Origin of the sequence: Salinibacter sp. 10B, from assembly GCF_002954405.1 — a bacterium.
In the GTDB taxonomy this organism is placed as follows: domain Bacteria; phylum Bacteroidota; class Rhodothermia; order Rhodothermales; family Salinibacteraceae; genus Salinibacter.
Genome location: NZ_MQWC01000004.1, coordinates 297631 through 316315, shown reverse-complemented (window position 1 = coordinate 316315; position 18685 = coordinate 297631). Strand labels below are relative to the sequence as shown.

Below are 18685 nucleotides of genomic sequence, written 5' to 3'. Positions count from 1 at the left end.
CGAACAGCATCAGTGCCCTTCCCCCCGCCCGTTCGATTCAGGGCGAGGTGCGTGGGACCCTGCGGCCTTCCCAACACAGAAAAACGGCATCCCGCGAACGGGACGCCGTCCTACTGCCAGTTACTTCCGGAGCTCAAGATCATCAATGATGTTGCGGTATCGCTCAATCTCATTCTCCTCAAGGTAGTTGAGGAGAGCACGACGCTTCCCAACCAGGTTCAGAAGCCCATGGCGCGTGGAATTGTCGTTCGGATGATCTTTGAGGTGCTCAGTGAGGCGCTGAATGCGCTTCGTGAAAATGGCAATTTGCACCTCAGGCGTGCCCGTATCGTCGGGGCCATTGCCATATTCGTCAACGATTTCCTGCGTTTCTTCCTTTGTAATCATTGTGCGGTGTGGGTACCTCTTTAGATTATACCATGCTAAAGAAGAAACCGTGAGAGCTGCCCGTGAGACCGGGCGCCCTACCAACCCGCTTTCAGTAGAGAGAAAGCAGATTAGGTCGATTCCTCTACAATAGTTCTGCAATGACGTTCGTCTTCGGAAAGTTGCATCGCGAGGGCATCCGGGGAGTCAAATTTTTGCTCGTCGCGCAATCTTTGCAGGAACTGAACAGTCAGGGTTTCCCCATACAGATCCCCCTCGAAATCAAAAAGATGCACCTCAACTGTCACCTCCATTTCGTCGAAGGTTGGGCGACGGCCAATGTTCATCATTCCTCCGCAGGTTCGTCCCGATGGGAGGACCACGGTGGTTGCGTACACCCCCCGCTTAGGAACCAACTTCCGTGGGTCTTGAAGGGCAAGATTTGCCGTCGGATAGCCTATTTCGCGCCCTCGCCCTTCGCCGTGTGACACGAGTCCTTGCATTTGATAAGGACGCCCAAGCAACTCCGCGGCACGCGCGACGTCGCCCTCCTCTTGCAGGAGCTCTCGAATCCCCCGAGACGACACGACGTGCTGATCCACCGTCTGTGGGGGGATCACATCAACGTCGAACGAAAACTGCTCTCCGAGTTCTCGCAACAGGTCCACATCTCCAGCCCGCTTTCGGCCAAATCGATGGTCGTACCCGACAGTGATTTCCTGGAGTCCTACCCGGTTTACCAGCACCTCTTCCACGTAATCGGCTGGCGGCAACTGGGCAAAATCCTCCGAAAAGGGGATTACGACAAACCGGTCGAGCCCTAGCTCTTCGAGCACCCGGGCCCGCTCATCGACCGTCGTCAGCAGCCCAATCTGATTCCCATGCACCACGGAACGGGGATGCGGATCGAACGAGAGAAGAGTGCTGGGACCCGAACGCACCTCTGCCCGCTCTCGCAAATACTCAATGATGACCTGATGTCCTCGGTGCACCCCATCAAACGTCCCCACCGTCACGACAGATGTTGCATCGTGTTCGATGTCGTCCCAGCCAAGTTCACGCCTCATGAGCGATCCAATCTACGTCTGATTGAGTGCAGCCTGAAGTGAGCCCAGTGGCCAAGCGTCGGATACGGTGTACGGACCGATCGCCATCCTGCGCAGAGACGTCAGGTGAGCGCCGACCCCAAGGGCATCCCCAAGGTCCCGAGCAAGACTCCGGATGTACGTCCCTTTCGAACATTCTACCCGAAATCTCAACTCTGGCGCATTCCAGCCCAATACCTCAAAGGCATCCACCCGAACTTGGCGGGGAGGACGCTCCACAGTTTCCCCCCGGCGCGCCTTCTTATACAACCGCTCGCCCTCCACCTTTACAGCCGAGTACATCGGAGGCACCTGATCGATGACCCCGACAAACTCAGTCCGGGCCTGTTCAATCTCCTCACGAGAGAGGTGAGAGACGTCCTCTTGTTCCTGCACGTCCGTTTCCACGTCGTGCGAGGGCGTCGTTTCCCCAAGCCGCATCGTCCCCTCGTAGGCCTTTGGAAAATGCATAAACGCCTCTTGCAGGCGAGTTGCGGGCCGAGCCACCAATATGATAAGGAGCCCCGTCGCCATCGGATCGAGCGTACCGGCATGCCCCACCTTCCGCACATTCATCCACTTCCGAAGCGCCTTCACCACGTCGAACGACGTACGCCCCTTCGGCTTGTCGATGAGTAGTGCAGCTCCCTCATCAGCGGAGGCGGGCAGTTCGTCCTGTTCGAAGACGATTTCCTTCGGTATGTCGCGTTGGGCAGCACTGGAGGGCACCTTAGGCGCAGGACTTGCAGGAGAGGAATACTCTATTCGAGGTCTTCGGCGGGATCCTCCGATGACGTTCGCCGCTCACGCTCCTCCCGAATGCGATCAAAAAGGGTCTCCATTCGCTTGGCCCGTTGCAGCGATTCGTCCAGGAAAAACTGCAGTTCTGGAATCTCGCGGACCTTGTGCCGGATTCGAGACGCAAGCTGCTCTCGAATCTCAGCATTGAGGGCTTTCAACTGCTTGAACGTTGCTTCGCGCTGTTCAGAGTCATCCCCCATCACGCTCACATAGACGTAGGCGATGGAAAGGTCTCCCGTCATGCGAACGTGGGTGACCGTGACCATGGGCTGGAGCTGGTCCGAATATTCGCGCTGAAGAATGCGCGCAACCTCGCGTTGCACCAGCTCGGCCACTCGTTCTTTATGGATGCTCATGGGACAATCAAGGAATAGCCGCAAAACCGGGACGGAGAGGAAGAACGACGGATCGGGACGCTCTAGACCTCTTCGAGTTTCCGCTTCTCTTCCACGACGACGTACGCTTCAAGCTCGTCGTCGACCTTCACGTCGTCGAAGTTTTCGACGGAAAGCCCACACTCGTATCCGCTCTGGACTTCCTTGACGTCGTCGTCGAACCGTTTGAGAGACGAGATGTCGCCCTCGTACACGACGACTCCATCCCGAACGACTCGGATGCGGTGGTTGCGGTTGATCGTGCCCTCGGTAACGTAACAGCCGGCCACGGTGCCCACATCCGGGACGCTGAAGGTGTCGCGAACCTCGGCGCGGCCCTTTGTCTCTTCTCGGCGCTTGGGCGAGAGGAGGCCTTCGAGGGCGTCGCGGACATCCTCAATCGCGGCGTAAATGACGGAGTACGTCCGGATATCGACGTCCTCTCGATTGGCAGCCTCCCGTGCTCCGGACGTTGGTCGCACCTGGAAGCCCAGAATGATAGCGTCGGAGGCGCGTGCAAGCATCACGTCGCTCTCACTGATGGCTCCAACGCCGCTGTGGATGATGTTTACCGCCACCTCATCGGTCTTCAGCTTGAGGAGGGCGTCGGACAATGCCTCGACCGAACCGCCCACGTCCGCCTTGATGATTAGATTCAACTCGTGGAACTCGCCCTCGGCCATTCGCCGGCTGACCTGATCCAGCGAAACCTGGCTCTTGCGGCGTAGCTCTTGCTCTCGGTGGATGCGCTGGCGCTCCTGAGCAACGTCACGGGCTTCGCCCTCATCCTCCATCACGACAAACTGATCGCCGACCTCCGGCGACCCATCACAGCCGAGCACAAGGGCCGGCTGCGACGGCCCAACCGACTCGATTCGGTTGTCCCGTTCGTCGAACATCGCTCGCACACTTCCGCTGAAGTTGCCGGCAAGGAAGGGGTCTCCAACTTCAAGCGTTCCGTTCTGAACAAGGACGGTGATGACGTTGCCCCGCCCCTTCTCCAGCCGACTTTCGATAACAACACCGGATGCCTCCCGGTCGGGATTTGCTTGCAGCTCCATGATCTCGGACTGGAGCACAACCTTTTCCAGGAGATCCTCTACCCCCAGGCCTGTCTCTGCGGACACTTCGGCCGACTGCACGTCGCCGCCGTATTCCTCGACGAGTACATTGTGCTCGGCCAACTCTGCGCGTACCCGCTCCGCATCGGCCTCACGCTTGTCCATCTTGTTGATGGCAACCAGAATGGGGACGTCGGCCGCCTGGGCGTGGTTAATGGCCTCAATGGTCTGAGGCATGACTGAATCGTCGGCCGCCACCACCAAGATCACGATGTCGGTGGCCTTCGCACCACGAGCTCGCATGGCCGTAAAGGCCTCGTGTCCCGGGGTATCGAGGAATGTGATCGCCTCATCCTCGTGGTCAGTCAGCTCCACGTAGTGTGCCCCAATGTGCTGCGTGATGCCTCCCTCCTCTCCGGCCACAACATTCGCATTCCGGATGTAGTCGAGGAGAGAAGTTTTCCCGTGGTCGACGTGCCCCATGACCGTGACGACGGGTGCACGCGGCTTCAGGTCTTCTGGGTCGTCCTCTTCAATTTCGATCGCCCCTTCTCCCATCTCATCGACGAAGTCGGCACGCATGCCGTATTCGTCGACTACAAATTCGATGGTTTCGCGATCGAGACGCTGGTTGATGGACACCATCATGCCCGCATCAAACAGCGTATCGATGAGGTCGCTGACGGGCTCGCCGATCAGGCTAGCAAGCTCCCCTGTCGTCACGTATTCCGTGAGCTCGACAACGTCTTCCTGGGCACGCTCTCGCTCCCGCTGGCGCTGACGCTCCTTTTCGTGGCGCTTTCGACGCCTACGGCGGCGGCGCTGACGCTCGCGGCTGGCACCCTGCTCCAGTTCCTGCAGGGTTTCCTGGATGGTCTGCTCGACATCCTCCTCGTCGAGATCTTTGCCTTTCTTCTTTTTGCCTTTCTGCTTGCTTTTCTGCTTCTGTTTTTTCTTCTCTTCCTCCTTCTCTTTCTTCTCCTCCTCGTCGTCTTCCTGATCCTTCTTCTTGCGCTTGCGTTTCCGCTTGCGCTTAAAGCGATTTACGTCAACCTTGTCGACAACCTGAGTGCCACTCAACCGATAGCGGTTGGCCTTGAGGGTTCCCTCCTCCTCTTCTTCAGCCTCCTCATCGCCCGCCTCCTTGGTCTCGGCGTCGGCGCTTTCCGTCGAGGCAGTCGCCTCTGCTGAGTCGCCTTCTTCTTCAGAAACGTCCTCCTCCGAAGAAGCATCAGCCTCCGTATCAGCCGTCGCCTCTTCGGTCGGCTTGCTTTCCTCATCGGCAGAGTCCGCGCCCTCCTCTTCGGCAACGGCATCCGTCGCCTCGGCGTCGGTGGAGTCCTCGTCGGGCTCCTCTTCGGTCGTGTCCGTCTCCTCAGAAACGGCCTCAGGTTCCTCAGGCGCCTCGGCGTCTGTGTCCTCGGTAGACGCCGCGTCGGCGGCATCCGCTTCGACAGTATCTGCCTCATCTTCCGGTGCGGGCCCCTCTTCCTCCGCGTCAGGGGTCTCCGAGGGTTTCTGAGCCTCCGCTGTCTCTGCAGCATCAGCCGCATGCTCCCCACCCTCCGCTTCCGGCGCAGTATCAGGGGATTCCTCTGCTTCAAGGGGCTCTTCGGCGACAATCTCTGCCTCCTCGTCGACCGCATCATCGGTCACTGAGTCGGAGACTTCCTCATCAGCCGCATCGGCTTCAGCAGTGGCCTCCGTCCCATCCCCCTCGTCTTCTTCGGTCGGGGTCACAGATTCAGCAGCCTCCGCATCAGGCTCATCCTCCGCGGAATCGGTGTCCGGCGTACCGGAGGCATCGGAAGTCGCTGCCTCAGCAGCTTCCTCAGACTCAGTGGATGCCTCGTCTGTGTCTTCCGCACCGGCCTCCGGCTCAGCTTCTTGCTCCTCATCAAGGGTCGCCACCTCATCGCGCTGAGACGCTCCGCCCCCATCCTTTTCGGATCGGAGCTCCCGAATGCGGGCAGCAGCCTCCGCATCGTCGGCATACTCATCCCGCAATACCAGATACGCCTCCTCATCCACAATGGAAGCATTGTATCCGTTCCCGGTAAGGGCCTCCTCGTACCCGTGTTCTTCGAGGTACTCTACGACCCGATCGGTAGAGACGTTGAGCTCCCGCGCGACCTTAAAGAGCCGCTTTTCGAATGTCTGTTGCTCCGTCGTCGCCATGTAGTAGTATGTAATTGCTCAGTCAGTCTGCGGAACGGGGAACCAGCCGTGCAAACTGCAAATCAAATCTGATGCTCAGTCACAATGCAGCACCCTGAGATTGCCTTTGCCTCAATCACAAAGCATCTGCCGTCAAACCAAAAGGGGTCCACCCGAAAAACGGGATCATCGCTAGGATGAAACTACGAGTCTAAGACTGTACTTCGGATTCCTTCGGCACGGGTTCCGAACTGGGAGATTCCTCCGAATCAGAGGAATCATCATCGGGAGACGCCTCCGCCTCTGGCTCTTCGCTCACAGCCGCGTCCGTCTCCTCGCTTGGCTCTGCGTCGTCAGCCTCAGCGGCGTCCGACGCAACCGGTTCGGAAGAAGTAGCCGGCTCGTCGAGCGGCTCGGGGGCCGCACCGGTCGGCGCCGTGCCATCAGCGTCCGTCGCCTCCGGCTCCAGTACCGACTCGACCGTGAAGCGGCCGTTACGAATCGACTCGATAATTCCAGGCCCCTTCTCGAACTCTGTTTCGATAATGTCCAGAACCCGCTGGGCTGTCTCCCGGGCAAGGTCTGCCCGCCGAGCAAGGGCATCGGCGGAAAGCTCCAGCACCGCTTTCCCGGTGTCGCAACCGATGTGCTTGAGCTTTTGAATCGTCTCGTCGCTCAGCTCGTCTCCAAACTCCTCGATGTCGACATCCTCCTCGTCGGCCGGAATCTCACGGTAAACATCGATCTCATAGCCGGTCAGTTGGGACGCAAGTTTGATGTTCACCCCCCGCTTCCCGATGGCCTGACTTACTTCATCAGCCACCACCTCCACCCGTGCCCGGGGAGGCTCGGCGTCCTGATTAAGTGTCACGCTCGTAGGCTCTGCAGGAGACAAGGCCCGGGCAATAAGCTCTTGCGGGTCATCGGACCATTCCATAACATCGATGTTCTCGTTCGAGAGCTCCCGAACGACTTCATGAATCCGACGACCATTTACACCGACACATGCCCCGACAGGATCCACCTTCTCGTCATGGCTCAGCACGGCCACTTTGGCCCGATCTCCAGGGATGCGAGCCACCTTCTTTATTTCGACGTGGCCATCATACACCTCCGGGACCTCCAATTCAAAGAGCCGCTCCATAAAGACCGGGGAGGTACGACTGACCACCACTTGCGGGTCACTTCCGGCGTCGCGGCGGACCTCCTTCACCACGGTGCGAAGCATGTTTCCTTTCCGGTAGTGATCTCCCGGAATCTGCTCCTTCTTCGGAAGCACGAGCTCCGTATCTTCGTGCATCAACAAGGTCTCGTGCCGGCGCACCTGGTAAATTTCGCCAACCACAATCTCACCAATGAGCTCGGTGTACTCCTCGTACACCTGCTCCTTTTCGATGTCGCGGATGCGCTGACGAAACGTCTGACGTGCCGTCATGACCGCCCGACGACCAAAATCAGCAATGTCCAGCTCACTGGCAACCTCATCCCCCACCTCAAAGCCCTCGTCAATTCCTTTCGCATCGGACACCTTAATCTCCGTCACCGGATCCACGAGATCCCAATCCCCCACCACTTCCTGGATGTGAAGAATCTGGATGTCTCCCTGCTTGGGGTTAAAAATGATCTCAAACGCCTCATCCGCCCCATACCGCTTGCGAAGCATCGCCCGGAAAACATCCTCGACGATGATCTGCAAGGTATCCCGGTCAATGTCTTTCGCCCGGGCAATCTCCCCAAAGGAAGAGACGAGGTCTTCGCTTCGCATAAGTTAAACCGAATCGTCCTATGATAAAAACACCGCTGCTCGGCGAGCAGGTCACCACGGGAGCTCGATGCGCGCCTGATTAATCGTTTGGTACGGCAATCGGAGCTGGTCGCCCGACGACAATTCAAGCTCGATCTCATCGTCACTTGCGCTCGTAAGGTCCCCCACGACAATCTCTTCGTTGCCCTCCGTTTGATATCGTACGCGCAACGTGCGACCAACGTTCTTCTGGTACTGCTGAGGCACCTTGAGAGGCCGTTTAATCCCCGGCGAAGACACCTCGAGCTTGTAACTCCCATCTACAACGTCCTCCACGTCTAGAAGAAACCCGACCTCCTTGCTCACAACTGCCAAATCATCGTGGCCGAAGTCCTCCGGCGAATCCACGTAGATTTCGACGACACGCGTTCCTTTGTGTCCCCGTACGGCAACGTCCACGAGGAAATAGCTCGTCCCCGCAATCACCTCCTGCGTGAGGGAACGCACGCGATCGGCAATGCGCTGCTGTGTGGGATTCACGTCCCTCTTGCGTCGTCATGAGAAAAAGGAAGGCGAACAAAAAAGGGCGGCGTGAAGCCACCCTGTCATCGTTCGTCACAAGTTGTAGACACGTGACAAATATCAATTGGGGAAACGCCCACTCTCGTGCCTTGTTTCTGTAATCGGTCGTGCAAACGTAGCAAAAACATCTAGTGTGAACGAAGAACGACGCCCGAAAGGAACGGCAAATGTGTTTTTCTCCGCTCTTCGAACCCCTGGACCGCAGGCGGAGTGGATCCGACACCTGAGGTCGCTAAGCTGGTGACGTATCGCGCTCTTTTCGCCCCTGGAGCAGGTACGCTTGAATGAACGGGTCAATCTCTCCATCCAGAACGGCCTCAGCATTGGAAATCTTCGTCTCCGTCCGGTGGTCGTTCACCATCTTGTAGGGATGCAGCACGTACGAGCGAATCTGGCTGCCCCACTCAATACTCTTTTTCTGGTTCTCGATCTTTTCTTTCTTCTTCTCTCGGAGCTCACGCTCGGCCTGGTAGATGCGGCTCTTCAACATGGTTTCCGCCCGGTTCCGGTTCTGGAGCTGACTCCGCTCCTCCGTACACTCGGCGGTAATCTCCACCTCTTCCCCGTTTGAGAGTTCGCCCTCCCAGACGAGCCGGACCCCGGTCGCGACCTTGTTGACGTGCTGCCCCCCCTTCCCTCCTGAGCGAAACGTTTGGAAGTCCATCGTTCCTTCGCTAAGATCGACCTCGATACTGTCATCAACCTCCGGATAGACAAATACACTGGCAAAGGAGGTGTGACGACGACTGTCGGAGTCGAACGGAGAAATGCGCACGAGCCGGTGTACGCCAGACTCACTCTTGAGGTGCCCGTATGCGTACTCGCCCGAGACGGTGATCGTCGCACTCTTGATCCCGGCCTCCTCCCCCGGCTGATAGGCCACCATTTCCACGTCGTACTCCTTACGCTCGGCCCAACGCATATACATCCGGAGAAGCATGTCCGCCCAGTCCTGGCTCTCGGTTCCTCCGGCTCCGGGGTTGATCGTCAAGATGGCATTCCGCTCGTCGTCCGGGTCGTCCAGAAGGCTCTCAAGCTCGAGGCGGTCGAGCTCTTCCTCAAGGACTTCGGCCTCGGCAAAAATTTCATCCTCAAGGTCAGCCTCTTCTTCCTCCGCAAGCACCTGAAGCGTCTCCAAATTTTCGGCCCGCTCCTTGACCCCTTCCCAGGCCTCCACCCACTCCTCCTCCCGGGCAATGCGCTGCTCAATTTCGCGGGCGCGGTCAGGATCATCCCAAAAGTTGGGATCCATGCGCTCACGGTTGAGCTCCTCAATCATCTCACGACGGCCCTCTACGTCAAAGATAGCCCCCGAGCGCCTCAACGCGCTCGATAAGGGATTCCAGTTCGTCCTCCGTGTACTTTTTCATCGTGCAGCGTAGACTATTTGTGTACAGTCAGGTCGTGCGAAGCGTGCCGTCTCGCTCGTCCGAAACTGGGGGGTCAAAGAGAGAGCGAGCAACACTGCCAATACCTCCCCCGAGCGCCCCGAGGAGACTCCCCATCAAGACGGTCCCCCCTACGAGGACGCTGCCGGGAATGGTTCCCGCAAACGCCCCGAGCGTACCAAGCAGGACCCGAAAGGCGGCCGGTGCGACAAATGCCGAATAGATGACGAGACCTGCCCATCCGAGACCCGTCCCCGTCGCCCCCAAGGCCCATCCGTGCCGCCGGGCCCCGGCTCCTGCCCCAATTCCGGCGAGGACCGTCGCCGCCCATCCCAGGGTGAGGTGTAAAGCAACCGACAGGGCAGCCGTCCCAAGGACGACCCCAATAATTGCAAGACTGCGGCGCACGGGCTACTGATGTTTGGATGCAAATCGTTTGATGCGAACGAGCGCCTCCTTGATGTCGTCCAGGCCGGTGGCGTACGAACAGCGGACGTACCCCTCCCCGCTCGGCCCGAAAGCACTACCGGGCACACATGCCACCTGCTCCTCCTCCAGAAGCTGTCGGACAAACTGCTCGGAGGTAAGCCCCGTGGAGGTGATGTCAGGAAACGCATAAAACGCTCCTTCGGGCTCGAAGGTGGGAAGCCCTGCCTCATTCAGCCCCTCCACAATGACCCGACGGCGCTCATCGTAGCTGTTCCGCATGCGCTCTACATCTTCCTGTCCCTCTCGCAGTGCAGCAATCGCCGCCTCTTGCGCGACCGTAGGCGCACTCATAATCATGTACTGGTGCACCTTGTGCATGGCCTGCAAAATCGGGGCCGGCGCACAAGCAAACCCCAGTCGCCACCCCGTCATCGCGTAGTTTTTGGAAAACCCATTCAGCAAAACCGTTCGGTTTTTCAGTCGATCAATCGACGGGACACACACGTGCCCCCGTTCACGAGCAGTGCCGTAGATGAGGCGATCGTAAATCTCGTCGGAGACGACCATTAGATCGTGTTCGACGACGAGACGTGAAATCTCTTCGAGCGTCTCGCGGCGGAGAACAGCCCCGGTCGGATTGTTGGGATATCCCAAAAAGAGGACCTTCGATCGGTCCGTGAGGTGAGGCTCAATGTCATCGGCCGTGACCTGAAAGTTATGCTCCACGGAGGTGGGCACGTGCACGACCTCGCCCCCCGCAAACCGCGCGTTCGGGCCGTACGAAACGAAGCAGGGCTCTGGAATCAGCACCTCGTCGCCGGGATCCAAAAGGGCCTGCATGGCCAGTTGCATGGCTTCGCTACAGCCGACGGTCACCAGCACCTCGTCTTCTGGATTGTACGAGACGCCGTACCGCTCGTCGTATTCCTCTACAATGAGGGTTCGAAGTTCCTTGAGTCCCGCGTTGGACGTGTAACTCGTTCGGCCGGCCTTCAGTGAGTCGATTCCAGCTTGGATTGCCGAGTTGGGCGACACAAAGTCCGGCTCGCCAATTCCGAGGGAGATGACATCCTCCATTGTCGCCGCGATTTCAAAAAAGCGGCGGATGCCACTTGGGGGCGTATCTCGAACACGCTCGGACAAATGGTGTCGAAGATCAGGCGTTGTCGTGGAAGCAGACATTAGAGATCTACAATCTTGAATAGCTCGGCGGAGTCGCCACTCGAAAAGGTACTGAAACACATCTTCTTAAGTTCGCCCTTCCTCCCGTTCCTTCCGGCTTGCAAGAAGTGTCCCTCGCCCCCCCCAACGCTCCCGCGAATATGGGTCGGGTACGTCAACACGGAATCAGCGAAGAAAATCAGTTCCTCCTCCCTGCCTGTCCCTCGTTAACATGCGATTTCTTCGTCCCGGGATCTGTTGACGTTTGCGGGCCGAGTCGGCTACCTTGGAAGCGCTTACTATGCTCTACTCTGAACATGATTCTTGCCTATGTCCGTTCCCTCCCAGAACTATATTCACGGCACGTGGACCGACGCCACCTCCGGCCAGACGTTTGAGGTCACGAGTCCCGCTGACCCCAACGATCGTATCGGCCACTTTCCTGCCTCCGGCCCGACAGATGTGGACGAAGCTGTCGAGGCGGCCGCCAATACCCAATCCGACTGGGATGATTATCCGGCCCCTCAACGGGGACAGATACTGCGAACGGCCGGTGATCTTCTCTCCGACCGCAAGGCGGACATCGCCGAGGCCATGACCCGGGAAATGGGCAAGCCGTTCTTCGAAACGAAAGGAGACGTGCAGGAAGCCATTGACACCGCCTATTATACTGCGAGTGAGACACGGCGGCTTTTTGGGAATACCGTGCCGAGTGAGCTCCCCGATAAAATGAACATGTCCATCCGCCGACCGGTGGGGGTGTGTGCTATTATCACCGCCTGGAATTTTCCGGTGGCCGTCCCGTCCTGGAAGATTTTTCCAGCTCTCGCTGCGGGCAACACGGTGGTGTTCAAACCCAGCGAAGAGGCCCCGCAGAGCGGCCTTTTGTTTGTGCAAACGCTCCTGGACGCTGGTCTCCCCGACGGGGTCATCAACGTCGTCCACGGAGACGGAGACACCGGTTCGGCACTCGTCGAGCATCCGCAAGTCGACGCCGTCGGGTTCACCGGCTCCTACGACGTCGGGACTAGCATCGCCGAAACCTGCGGGCGGCTCAACAAGCGAGTCTCGCTCGAGATGGGCGGCAAAAACCCAATGATTGTGATGGAGGATGCGGATCTGGACCTCGCCCTCGACGGAGCCATCTGGGGGGCCTTCGGAACTACAGGACAGCGCTGTACCGCGACGAGCCGCCTCATCTGTCACGAGGACATTCACGACCAGTTTGTCGAGATGGTCGAAACCGAAGCAAAAACACTTGTGCTTGGGGACGGCAACGACGACGCTACCGATGTCGGCCCGCTCATCAACCGGGACGCGCTCGATAAGGTGACGCGCTACGTTGAAATCGGGCAGAACGAAGGGGCCACGCTTTCCATTGGGGGCTCGCCCGCAAAGGTAGATGGGCTCGACGGGTTCTTCTTTGAACCGACTGTGTTCACCGAGGTGACGACCGACATGCGAATCGCACAGGAGGAGATCTTTGGGCCGGTGCTCTCTGTGTTCAAAGTAAGCTCGTACGAGGAGGCCGTGGACGTGGCCAACAACACCCAGTTCGGGCTCTCTTCCGCCATCTACACAAACAATATACAGCGTGGCTTTCAGGCCATGCGCGACCTCGACGCGGGCATCACATACATCAACGGCCCCACCATCGGGGCGGAGGCGCACATGCCCTTCGGGGGAGTCAAAGACACAGGCAATGGACACCGAGACGGAGGCTGGGCTGCCTTCGAATTCTTCACCGAGAAGAAGACCGTGTACGTCGACTACTCCGGTCAGTTGCAAAAAGCGCAGATGGACTCGGTGGACGAAGAATAACACCGAACGACATACTCTATAACCAAAGCGGGTGGTGACGTCCAATCACCACCCGCTTTATTATTTTCTCGCCTCTTCGTTATTCCGGTCGGACATCAGATGTTACTCGTCTCGTAGATATTCATTTCCTTCCCGAGATCGGATCACTGCTTTAAAGGTATCGTCGTCCTGCTTCGCCGATCGCACAATGACGTTCTCTTTTCCAAAACGACGGTATAACAGGTTTCGAAGGTTCTGGATGTCGTTTTTTTCCAGATCCGAAAGTACGATAGACTCGTCTTCTGCTACCTCGCTCCACTTTTGAGCAATAGGCTCATACCTAGAGGTCCGACCTCGTCCCCCTCCAGCCCCTAATTCACGCTCAGCCTCTTCCCGGTCCTTCACTTCCATTTTAAAGTCAGCATCCATGGGACAGTACCGATTTCATTCTTAATGCGGTTCAATCTTGCAATTTTCCAACTGGAAAACGGTTCCTCCTTACGGATTCTTTCAAATCGGGATAGGAGTATAAGATTGAGGGAATAGACTTATTTTATCGCTCACCGCTATGTGCTCTCTTGAATAACCCTACCTCTGCTATCCCACATTGAAGACATAGCCGTGCTCAATCTTTCCTGCATGTTTTCCCCCGATAAAAATCATGTTCTGCAGTCGCTCTACGTGATCGAACCGCTCCTCAACTTCACAGAGAACAATGACTGCTTCTGAGAAATCCATCGACAACTCCCGGGCCTTCTCCTTCAAGTCGGTCTCTTCTTCAAGGGCGTGCTCCACTGCAAAGGTGACAGCGGGTATCTGCTCCGAACTCGCCTCACGAGTCTCCCGATGAGCCAAATCCGACGTAGCAATCACGGGATGCTTTTGGACGGCGTCCACGTCCTCCAGTCCGGAAACGAGGAGATACGTTATGGTTTGTGCCATGGCGTATTAACGAAACTGACGAGAACAGAACGTGCAGACTACGAGTGATGCTTCCTCTTCCGATGTCGTTAAACATGCAGTGAACGCGAAAGCCACCTCTATACTCTCCCCCACGTGCACCAGCGTCGCTAGCGAAGTTGCCCCCCAATCGCTACAGGACCTCTCCAGAAGGAGGGAGTACTCGTCGTACTCTAGAGACCAAGGATCGGGGAATACCTGATCGGTTCGGATCAGGACGAGCAGACCGTAGCGAGCGACAGCAGTTTCATTCCAAACGCTGCCAGAACAGAAGCCAGTCCTGGCAGCTGGTATTGGAACGGCTTGCGTAATCAGACAACGTAGGAGAAAAGCACCATTGTCTTGGGGGCCTTCTTCGGGATTGTTGCTACGATATCCTTCTATGCAATAACGGAAACTAAGTGCGTCGGCGGGCCACTCCCTGCTCCTTCGCCGTTTCGGAGACCGCCGATGATACACGCTGCACAACCTCCTGGTCGAACACGCTGGGAATGATATAATCCGGAGTCAAGCTTCGCGGGTCGATGGTTTCGGCAATTGCATGGGCGGCCGCAATTTTCATGTCATCCGTGATGTCCGTCGCCCGGCAGTTGAGCGCTCCTTTGAACATGCCCGGAAAGCACAGCACGTTGTTGATTTGGTTCGGGTAGTCACTCCGGCCCGTTGCCATGACCGACACGTGTGGGTATGCCCGCTCGGGCATGATCTCCGGTTTCGGATTTGCCATCGCGAATACAATAGGATCCCGCGCCATGCGCTGAAGATCCTCCTCATCAATCACATCCGGTCCACTGAGCCCGATGAAGACATCGGCCCCCTCCATCACCCCAGACAGCGTGTCGGCCTCCACGTCCGGATCCGTCATTTGCACGTAGCGCTGTTTGGCCGCGTCCAGGTCGTCTCGGTCGCTCGTAACCGGGCCGGAACGGTCTACCCCGATAATGGTCTCCGCTCCCATCTGAAGAAGCATCTCCGTCACGGCCGAGCCCGCAGCTCCAATCCCGACCATAACAATTTTCAAGTCAGCGAGCGATTTATCGACGATCTTAAGGGCATTCAGCAATGCCGCCACGGCCACGACGGCTGTTCCGTGCTGGTCGTCATGGAAGACGGGAATATCGAGACGCTCTTGCAGACGGGTCTCGATCTCAAAGCACCGCGGCGCAGCAATGTCTTCTAAGTTGATGCCCCCAAACACCGGAGCGAAACGCGCAACCGTGTCAACAATCTCGTCTACGTCGGTCGTATCGAGGCAAAGCGGTACGCCGTTTACGTCGGCAAATTCTTTAAGGAGCTGTCCCTTTCCCTCCATGACAGGGATAGCCGCTTCGGGACCGATGTCTCCCAGTCCAAGCACCGCCGTACCGTCGGAGACAACGGCCACGGTGTTGCTCTTCATGGTTAGCCGATGAGCATCCTCCGGGGCCTCGTGAAGGGCCTCAGACACCCGGGCGACTCCCGGTGTGTATGCCATCGAGAGCTGATCGCGAGTCCGAAGGGGCGTCTTACTATTTACCTCCAGCTTTCCCCCGATATGCAATAGAAACGTCCGGTCCGAAACGTTTACAACCGCCACGCCCTCAAGCTCATGAATATCATCGACAATGGTGCGGGCGTGATCGTCACTGCGCGTATTGATGGTGATGTCCCGTACGAGCTCTTCCTCGCCGGGACGCACAATGTCAATCGCCCCAATATTTCCTCCTGCCTCTCCAATGACAGAAGTCACCTTGGCCAGCATACCCGGCCGATTTTCAATCTTGAGCCGAAGGGTAATCGAATTGCTTGCACTCGGAAGATATTCCTGCTTTTCACTCATATGAACTGCACGGGTGGTTGGGAATCAGAAAAACCGTTGGTGGAAGCCCTTACATGAAAGGCAGTTTCCGGAAAAAGATCAGAGAAAATAGAAAAGGGACGACCTCCATTGCGAAGGCCGTCCCTTCCAATCCAAAGTTGCTGCGAGGACCTAGGCGCTCACCGAGCCGGTCTCATCAAATTCAGCAAGACCGTCCTCGATGTCCTCCGCGTAGGAGGCACCGATGCCATCGAGCTCCGTGAGGTCGTCCACTTCGCGAAGCTCCGCGATGGAATTCACGCCGGCGTTCTGAAGGCGCGACACGCGAGGGAAGTTCTCCGGAAAGCCCGACGTTTCGTCGAAGGCCTCCTCTTCTTCCTCGTCGTCGGAATCGGACGTCTGCTCCTCTTCTTCCTCAGCAGACTCGTCGACAGCTTCTTGGGCGGCCTGCTCTGCGGCCTCCGCTCGGTCGGAAGCGTCCTCTTCCTCTTCCATCTCCCGTCGGAGATCGGCAAGACCCGAGAGCTCACCAAGCGTGGTCGGCCCAGTGGTCTCATCATCCTGCTGCGGCGATCGATCACGAGAGGGCTGCTGCCGCTGCTGCTGTTGACGCTGCTGCGGCTCCTCACTCGTGTCGGTCGTCGTCTCCTCCTCGTCGATCTCGTCCGGCTCGATATCTTCGACGCGGGCCGTCTCACTGAGAACGATGTCCTTCCGGTCCTTATCGAACCGTATGACCCTCAGCTCCAGCTCGTCGCCCGAGTGGTAGAAATTCTCGAAGTTCTGCGGGCCGTCCTTCAGCTCGCTTCCCGGCACGAATGCCTCCACATCGAGCGGAAGCTGCACCACGAGGCCCTTGTCCTCGACTCGGACGACCTCGCCCTTCGTGTCGTTGCCTTCCTCGTAGGCATCGGCAAACTGATCCCACGGGTTGGTCTTCACCTGCTTGTGGCCAAGGGAGATGCGGCGCCGGTCCTCGTCAATGTTCAAGATCACGACATCCAGGTCCTGACCTTTGTCCACCATGTCCCCCGGATGACGCACCTTCTTCGTCCAGGAGAGGTCCGAGATGTGGACCAGGCCGTCAATGCCCGGCTCAATCTCAACGAAGACGCCGAAGTTGGTGATGTTGCGCACCGTACCCGTCAGCACCGTCCCTGGAGGGTACCGGTCGCTGATGCCTTCCCACGGATCGGGCTCCAGCTGCTTCATGCCGAGGGAGATCTTCTGCTCCTCCTCGTCAATGTTGAGGATTTTGACATCCACCAGCTGCCCCAGCGATACCATCTGGCTCGGGTGCTTGATGTGTCGCGTCCACGACATTTCACTGATGTGAACGAGCCCCTCGATTCCCTTTTCCAGCTCCACGAAGGCGCCGTAGTTGGTGATCGAGACCACCTTCCCCTCTACGGTGTCGCCCTCACTGTACTTCTCGCCGATGTTCTCCCAGGGGTGATCCTGAAGCTGCTTGAGGCCAAGGGAGATGCGTTGACGCTCTTCCTCATAATCAAGAACCACAACCTCAAGCTCCTGATCGAGCTCGACAATCTCGCTCGGGTGCGAAACGCGCCCCCAGGAGAGGTCCGTGATGTGAAGAAGTCCATCGACACCGCCGAGATCAATGAAGACGCCGAAGTCGACGATGTTCTTGACGGTGCCCTTGAGCACCTGTCCAACCTCGAGCTGCGAGAGAATCTCCTCACGCTGCTCTTCGAGTTCGTCCTCGATGAGTTCGCGGTGGGAGACGACGATGTTCTCGTTCTCCGGATTCAGCTTTACAATCCGGAATTCCATCCGCTTCTCCAGATACGACTCGAAGTCGCGGACGGGGCGAACGTCGATTTGCGAGCCCGGGAGAAAGGCCTCCATGCCATCGAAGAGTTCAACGATCATTCCGCCCTTGATGCGGCGGATAATCGTACCCTCAATGACCTCCTCGTTCTCGTAAATCTCCTCGACACGCTGCCAGCGACGGACCTTGTCGGCCTGCTCCTTCGAAAGGACAAGTTGACCGTCGCGGTCTTCCTTCAGTTCAAGGTACACTTCAACGGTGTCGCCGGGACGCAACTCCGCGTCTCCAAACTCATCGCGCGGAACGATCCCGTCGCTCTTGTAGCCGATGTCGACGACGACGTAATCCTCGTCCACACGGAGAACGCGGCCCTCGACGATGTCCTGCTCCCGGACATCGATGGCTGTTTCGTCGATGAGGGCCCGGAATTGATCGTAAACCGGATCGTCGGAGTAGCCCTGTTCCTCTTCCTCCAACTCGTCAAGCGACACCGTCCGGCCAAAGGTTTCGCCCGTAAAGCCCTGATCTTCCTCGGTCCGCTCGAGATCTTCGAGGGAGACCGACGGCGCCGACGGTTCGTCAATCTCCGCCACGTCGACCTCAGCCTCATCCCCGGTGGGGATGTGCATATCCTGCGCTGCGGCCTCGACGGCTTCCTCTAGGAGACGACTGACGAACTGCGGCTGCTTGACGGGATCCTCCGCTGCAATCTCGTCGCGCTCGTCTTGCTCGTCGGAGCCTTCGTCGTCCGAGGGACCCTCCGCCGTCTCTGCCTCCGGTTCGGCAGGCTTCCCGCCATCGCCGGATTCGTCACCGTCCGATTCTTCTTCGGAATCGGCGGCAGCCTCAGACGGCTCAGTCGAAGGGGCCTCAGCCTTCTCCGCCTCCGCAGAGGAATCTTCTTCAGACGTGGGAGATGCCGCGTCTTCCTCAGCGGAAGATTCGGGCGAGGCGTCCTCTCGCTCTTCTTCGGGTGTCGCTACTTGTTCTTGCTTTTCTGCCATGTATGTTGACGTTGATTGGTGATTGCTGCCGAACGGAGACCAGCGCTACTCGAAGTCGATCGCCTGTACGGGGCGTCGATCAATGCTCAGCAAGTGTGCGCTAAACCGTCCGGGGCAGCATACTGGTTTGTATTGCATGCGCCTGGCACGCACGGCAAGGCGTGAAGGGTACGGATGCTACGA

Annotated in this window: 15 protein-coding genes; 1 reads left to right on the top strand and 14 read right to left on the bottom strand. The window is 58.0% G+C overall.

The annotated features are described in order from the left end of the window. Positions 1–120: 120 nt before the first annotated feature. The 10 genes from rpsO to BSZ35_RS01555 form a co-directional block, all read right to left on the bottom strand. Complete coding sequence (gene rpsO, locus BSZ35_RS01600; RefSeq protein ID WP_105010815.1) at positions 121–387, bottom strand: 30S ribosomal protein S15; 267 nt, start codon at positions 385–387, stop codon at positions 121–123. 110 nt (positions 388–497) lie between these two features. After that, entirely contained in the window at positions 498–1433 is a 936-nt protein-coding gene (locus BSZ35_RS01595) for a bifunctional riboflavin kinase/FAD synthetase (protein WP_105010814.1), read from the bottom strand. 12 nt (positions 1434–1445) lie between these two features. After that, entirely contained in the window at positions 1446–2180 is a 735-nt protein-coding gene (gene truB / locus BSZ35_RS01590; RefSeq protein ID WP_258096027.1) for a tRNA pseudouridine(55) synthase TruB, read from the bottom strand. Between the two features lie 32 nt (positions 2181–2212). Beyond that, positions 2213–2608, bottom strand: a complete 396-nt coding sequence (gene rbfA, locus BSZ35_RS01585) for a 30S ribosome-binding factor RbfA (RefSeq protein WP_105010813.1) — start codon at positions 2606–2608, stop codon at positions 2213–2215. Positions 2609–2670: 62 nt separating this feature from the next. Then, the gene (gene infB / locus BSZ35_RS01580; RefSeq protein WP_105010812.1) at positions 2671–5865 is read right to left on the bottom strand and encodes a translation initiation factor IF-2; all 3195 of its coding nucleotides are present in this window, start codon (positions 5863–5865) and stop codon (positions 2671–2673) included. A 190-nt stretch (positions 5866–6055) separates the two neighbouring features. Next, positions 6056–7609 carry a transcription termination factor NusA gene (nusA, locus tag BSZ35_RS01575; RefSeq protein ID WP_105010811.1) on the bottom strand — a complete coding sequence of 518 codons (1554 nt, stop codon included), beginning with the start codon at positions 7607–7609 and terminating at the stop codon, positions 6056–6058. A 51-nt stretch (positions 7610–7660) separates the two neighbouring features. Continuing rightward, on the bottom strand, positions 7661–8128 hold the full coding sequence (locus BSZ35_RS01570) for a ribosome maturation factor (protein ID WP_105010810.1): 468 nt from the start codon (positions 8126–8128) through the stop codon (positions 7661–7663). A 274-nt stretch (positions 8129–8402) separates the two neighbouring features. Then, positions 8403–9540, bottom strand: a protein-coding gene (gene prfB / locus BSZ35_RS01565; protein WP_146109967.1) for a peptide chain release factor 2 whose coding sequence is annotated in 2 segments (ribosomal slippage) — positions 8403–9470 and positions 9472–9540 — 1137 coding nt in all. Because the reading frame shifts where the segments join, the coding sequence is not laid out codon by codon here. Positions 9541–9567: 27 nt separating this feature from the next. Next, positions 9568–9966, bottom strand: coding sequence for a hypothetical protein (locus BSZ35_RS01560; RefSeq protein ID WP_105010808.1), 399 nt, complete (start codon positions 9964–9966; stop codon positions 9568–9570). A gap of 3 nt (positions 9967–9969) precedes the next feature. Beyond that, positions 9970–11169 (bottom strand): aminotransferase class I/II-fold pyridoxal phosphate-dependent enzyme, encoded by a 1200-nt coding sequence (locus BSZ35_RS01555; protein ID WP_105010807.1) that lies wholly within the window; start codon positions 11167–11169, stop codon positions 9970–9972. 309 nt (positions 11170–11478) lie between these two features. On the opposite strand from BSZ35_RS01555, the gene BSZ35_RS01550 reads away from it, so the two are divergent. Beyond that, positions 11479–12969 carry an aldehyde dehydrogenase family protein gene (locus tag BSZ35_RS01550; RefSeq protein ID WP_105010806.1) on the top strand — a complete coding sequence of 497 codons (1491 nt, stop codon included), beginning with the start codon at positions 11479–11481 and terminating at the stop codon, positions 12967–12969. A 102-nt stretch (positions 12970–13071) separates the two neighbouring features. Here BSZ35_RS01550 and BSZ35_RS01545 read toward each other — a convergent pair whose 3' ends face one another. The 4 genes from BSZ35_RS01545 to rpsA form a co-directional block, all read right to left on the bottom strand. Continuing rightward, positions 13072–13377, bottom strand: a complete 306-nt coding sequence (locus tag BSZ35_RS01545; protein WP_105010805.1) for a hypothetical protein — start codon at positions 13375–13377, stop codon at positions 13072–13074. 168 nt (positions 13378–13545) lie between these two features. Then, a complete protein-coding gene (locus BSZ35_RS01540) occupies positions 13546–13890 on the bottom strand; it encodes a hypothetical protein (RefSeq protein ID WP_105010804.1) in 345 nt (114 codons plus the stop codon). Between the two features lie 415 nt (positions 13891–14305). Next, positions 14306–15727 (bottom strand): malic enzyme-like NAD(P)-binding protein, encoded by a 1422-nt coding sequence (locus tag BSZ35_RS01535; protein WP_105010803.1) that lies wholly within the window; start codon positions 15725–15727, stop codon positions 14306–14308. 150 nt (positions 15728–15877) lie between these two features. Continuing rightward, on the bottom strand, positions 15878–18502 hold the full coding sequence (rpsA, locus tag BSZ35_RS01530; RefSeq protein ID WP_105010802.1) for a 30S ribosomal protein S1: 2625 nt from the start codon (positions 18500–18502) through the stop codon (positions 15878–15880). Between the last annotated feature and the right edge of the window lie 183 nt (positions 18503–18685).